5 protein-coding genes are annotated in these 4,757 nt (G+C 71.1%); all 5 read right to left on the bottom strand.

The window, feature by feature from the left end; translation table 11 throughout:
- Positions 1–503, bottom strand: a 503-nt coding sequence (locus I55_RS24635) for a TonB-dependent receptor plug domain-containing protein (RefSeq protein WP_044563365.1), incomplete at its 3' end; no start/stop codon positions are given.
- 521 nt (positions 504–1,024) lie between these two features.
- Positions 1,025–2,860 carry an ABC transporter permease gene (locus I55_RS39145; protein WP_148293939.1) on the bottom strand — a complete coding sequence of 612 codons (1,836 nt, stop codon included), beginning with the start codon at positions 2,858–2,860 and terminating at the stop codon, positions 1,025–1,027.
- On the bottom strand, positions 2,776–3,429 hold the full coding sequence (locus I55_RS36285; protein WP_044563363.1) for a hypothetical protein: 654 nt from the start codon (positions 3,427–3,429) through the stop codon (positions 2,776–2,778). Before I55_RS36285 ends, I55_RS39145 begins: the two co-directional genes overlap by 85 nt.
- Positions 3,426–4,109, bottom strand: a complete 684-nt coding sequence (locus I55_RS24620) for an ABC transporter ATP-binding protein (protein WP_199902706.1) — start codon at positions 4,107–4,109, stop codon at positions 3,426–3,428. Before I55_RS24620 ends, I55_RS36285 begins: the two co-directional genes overlap by 4 nt.
- 70 nt (positions 4,110–4,179) lie before the next feature.
- Positions 4,180–4,757: sensor histidine kinase KdpD (locus I55_RS24615; protein ID WP_044563361.1), on the bottom strand; the 578-nt coding region annotated here is incomplete at its 5' end.

Below are 4,757 nucleotides of genomic sequence, written 5' to 3'. Positions count from 1 at the left end.
GGACGGACGGTCTGCAGGTCCACGGTGCCGGCCAGGCCCTGCGCGTGAAAACCCGCCTGCGGCGTCTTGTAGACCAGGGCACTGCTGATGATTTCGGACGGATACAGGTCGTATTCGACGCTGCGGTTGTTGCCGGTGGACACCTGCTCGCGCCCGTTCAGGGTGGTCAGGGTGAAGTCCGGCCCCAGGCCGCGCAGGCTGATAACCTGGGCGCGGCCATCCACGCGCTGGGCGGCCAGGCCGGGCAGGCGGGCCAGCGATTCCGCGATGGAGTTGTCCGGCAGCTTGCCGATATCCTCGGCGGAGATCGCCTCCACGATCTGCACGGCGTCGCGCTTCACCTCGATCGCCGATTCCAGCGAGTGGCGGAAGCCGCTGACGACGATTTCCTGCATGTCATCATTGGCATCGGCCGCCGGCGCGCTCTGCGCGAAGGCCGCCCCGTGCATCAGCAGCACGGCGGCGCTGACACCCAACGCCAGCGTAAACTTCGAGTTCCTCATGGCTCCCTCCCCTTTTACCTTGCCTGCGGGCCGTTTCCCGGCCCAGTTGCACCCATTCTTCAGGCATCCCGCCGGCCGGGCGGGCAGCCCCCGGGGCTGCCCCCGGCATGAAGACGGCCTTGGCCTCCCCTGGTCGAAGGGGCGCCTGTGCGCGACGTCATGAATGTCAGCGGTGTGGATCAGCGATAACGCAGGTACGACTGTACCAAGCCTGGTCTGGTGCTTTGGCCTGTCAGTCAGCCTGATCGTGCATCAACCTGGATGGGGTGCGTTGGCACCCGGCCCCGTATCCTCCCGAATTTGTGACGATCATAGTGTGGGGCGGATTTTTGTAACATGGTTCGCATACGTATGTGCAATGATCCAGTAACAGTCACATACGTATTCAGACACCGGCGGCGCCGTTAACCAGTTCTGCTTGGGTTGCCAAGTAATCATTTTCGCGAGCGCACAATGGAAAAGGGCCGATCCCTTTAGGAACCGGCCCAGCCCCACAATTCGGTGAATTCAACCGGGCGCTTTCACTCCGTCCGCAGCACCGCGGCCACCCGGGCCCGCGCGGCCGCCAAGGCCGGTCCCCCGGCCGCCAGCGCGGCGATCAGCACCGCCACACCAAGGCCGGCGGCAGGACCCCAGGAACAGGCCTGGTAGTCGAAAGGGTAGCGGATGATGCGCTGGCCGAAGCGTCCCACCACCGGGCGGCTGACCAGCGGCGCCAGCACCAAGGCCGCGGCCCAGCCCGCCAGGGCGATGACCAGCGCCTCATAGATGAACAGACGCACCAGGGCGGCCCCCCCACCGCCCAGCGCCTTCATCACCCCGATCTCCCGCGCCCGCTCCGCCACACTGACGGCGATGGAGGCGGCAAGGCCCAGTCCGCCGGTCAGCAACGCCAGGAAGGCGATGGCCATCAACACGCCGGTGATGAGGGCCAAGTGCCCATCGATGATGGCGGCCAGCGTTTCCGCCGTTTCCGCCCCCGTCACTTGGATACCGGCGGCGGTCAGGTCATCCTGCAGCGCCTGGGCGGCGCGGCGCTGGCCAGTGCCTGGCGCCAGGGCCAGGAACAGCAGGTCGGCACCACCGCCGGGACCGCGCAGGGCGTCCATCACCCCGGGCGGGGCATAGACGCGGCCGGGTCCGAATTCCCGCGCCACGCCCACCACCATGACCTCCACGGCACGGTCGCCCGCCTGCAGTTGATAGCGGCCACCCAGCCGCAGCGCCGGAACGTCGGCCATCAGCTTCTGCGTCACCACCACCTCACCCAGCGTGGCCCCCGGCGCGGCACCGTCCAGCCAGTGGCCCGCCAGCAGGTCCGGCCGCAGCATGCGGGTACCGGCCGGCGGCGCCACCACCGTCAGGGGATTGGCCAGGCGCCGGCCATCGAGGACCGGCAGCGCCTCCACCGCCGTCCAGTACTCCACCGCGCGCACCTCCGGGCGGGCGGCCAGCAGGGACCGCAGGCGGTCCACGGGATAGGACCGCCGCAGGATCAGCTGCACGTCATAGGGCTTGGTCCGCGCCACCGCCGCCGCCGTGCCCTGCATGGAGGCGCGGACGTTCAGCGCCGTAAGAAAAAAGGCCAGGCCCACGGCCAGCACCAGGGCGGTCAGCACGGCCGGCCGGGGCCGGCGCAGCACCGCCCCCAGCGCCAGCCGGGGCAGCAGGGGCAGGAGGGTGGCGCGGCACACCGCGTCGGCCAGGGGATGGGTCCGCGCGCCCCCATCGCGCATCAGCGCCAGGCGCACCGGTAGGCGCGCCACCCATCCCACCCGCCACGCGGCGGCGGCCAGGGGGGCGCCGGCGCCGAAGGCCAGGATGGCCGCCGGCACCCACAGGGGCGGATGGGGGCTTAGCAGGTCAAAGTTGTTGCCGGCGGCGATGAAGCGGGCCATGACCGTGCCCATGGCCAGCGCCGGCCACAGGCTGGCGACGCCAGCGGCCAGGCCCAGGCCCCCCAGGGCCATCAGATAGTCGCGCCATATCTGCGCCGGTCGCGCGCCCAGCGCCCGCATCACCCCCACCGACCGCCGTTCCCGCGTCATCAGGGCGTCGATCAGGTTGACCACCAGCACCGTGCCCATGCCCAGTGCCGCGACCGCCAGCCCGGCCAGCAGCAGCAACAGGGCGTCCAACTGGTTCTGGTGGCCATAGCGGGCCTCGTCGTGGATTTCCACGCGTCGCACCCCCACCCCCGCATCCGCCAGGGCCGCCGTCACCGTTGGCGCCAGCGCGCTGGCGCTGTCCGGCCCGGTTGGGGACCGCGTGGTCAGCAGCAGGCGGCTGCCGTCCAGCCCTTGCCCCCAGGCGGCGAGGGTGGCCGGGGTGATGTAGCCGTACAGCACCATCTCCATGCGCGAGGGATGCTGGCCCGGATCGAAGACGTAGCCGGGTGAAGGGGACCTTGGCCTCGCCGTCGTCGGCGAAGCGCAGGGGCAAAAAGCGCCCCGGCCCCCCCCTCCATGAAATAGCGCCCGTCGCGTTCCAGCAGCAGGCCGCCGGTGGGCGGCGGCCAGGCATCGGCGGGCAGGCTGGTGTCGGGGGGGAAGGTGGCCACCCGCAGGTCCCGGAAATCCCGCACCACCGCCAGTTCCAGGGGCAGCCAACGGCCAGGCCCGGCCTCCACCCGCGCCAGGACGACCGGCCGCTCCTCCACCGCCGTGACGCCGGGCAGGGCGGCCAGCCGGCGCAGCAGGGCCACAGGTGTAACGGCGTCGGTGCGCAGCACCAGGTTGGGCGGGTTGGTGCGGCGGTACCCGGCATCCAGGTCCGTGCGCAGCAGGGAATAGGCGGCCACCACCGCACCCGCGATGAACAGGCCGATGGCCAGGCCCGCGAAGGCCATCAGCGTGCGGCCCCAGCGCACGCCGAAGTCGCGGCCGACCTTCTTGAGACGGACCGACATCAAGCCGACCGGGATCATGGTGTCCCCTCCGCCAGCCGGCCGTCCTCGATGCGCAGCACGCGGTGATAGCGCTCCAGCCCGCCGCGTTCATGGGTGGCCACGATGACCGTGCGCCCCTCGGCCACGCAGCGGTCGAACACGGCGGCCACGCGCTCGCCATTGGCCCGGTCCAGGTTGCCCGTGGGCTCATCCGCCACCAGGATGGGCGGGTCGTTGGCCAAGGCGCGGGCGATGGCCACGCGCTGCTGCTCCCCGCCCGACAGGTGCGTCGGCGACCGGTGGGCCTGGTCAACCAGCCCCACCCCGGCCAGCAGGTCCAGCGCGCGGCGCCTGCGCGCCTTGGCCGGTATCTTGCCCACCAGATCCATGGCCAGGATGACGTTGTCCAGCGCCGTCAGGGTGGGGAGCAGTTCGAAGAACTGGAAGACGATACCGACCGTGGCCCCCCGGAAGCGGGCCAGCGCGCCCTCGCCCAAGGTTTCCAGCGCCGTGCCGTCGATGACGACGGAGCCCTGGCTGGCCCGGTCCACGCCGGTGATGAGGTTCAGCAGGGTGGACTTGCCCGACCCCGACGCCCCCGTCACCGCCACATAGTGCCCGCGGTCGATGCTCACGGTGGTGGGCCGCAAGGCCGCATGGTCGGTTTCGCCTTGGCGGAACGACCGCCCTGCGGCCAGCAATTGGATGACAGGTGACACAGGAAAATCCCCCCTCTCGATAAAGAGGGCCAGCATGGCGGGGGGATGTCCGGCGCCGTTGGCGCGATTGTCAGGAAAGTGTGGGGCCGGCCCCGGATATGGCCCCGGGTATGGCCCAGGGAAAGGCCATGGTGGCGGTGGTGCCCACGTCGACCACGCTGTCCAGAACCAGGTGGCCGCCGTGCGCCTCCACCAGGGCGCGGGCGATGCCGAGGCCCAGGCCCGCGCCGCCGGTGCCACGGCCCCGGTGCCGGTCCACCCGATAGAAGCGGTCGAAGACATGGGCCAGATCGGCCACCGGGATGCCCCGGCCGTTGTCCGCCACCGTCAGACGCCAGCCGTCCGGCCCGGCGACCAGCGCCAGGGTGATATGCGGGTCCGGCCGGCCGCCGCAGGCGGTCACGGCGTTGTCCACCAGATTGCCCAAGGCCTGCAGCAGCCGTTCCGGGTCCAGCGTCGCCAGACGGTCGGTGTCGCCGGACAGCGTGCCGTCCAGGACGATGCCCGCCTGCTCCACCCGCAGCCGGATGCGGGCGATGGCGTCGGCGGCCCAATCGGCCAGAGCCACGGGCCTCGGCGCCAGGATTGCCGCCCCGTCCTCGGCCCGCGCCGCTTCCAGGATGTCGCCGATGAGCCGATCCATCAGCG

The organism is Azospirillum sp. B4, assembly GCF_000333275.1.
GTDB lineage: Bacteria > Pseudomonadota > Alphaproteobacteria > Azospirillales > Azospirillaceae > Nitrospirillum.
This window is presented reverse-complemented; position numbering and strand designations above follow the sequence as displayed.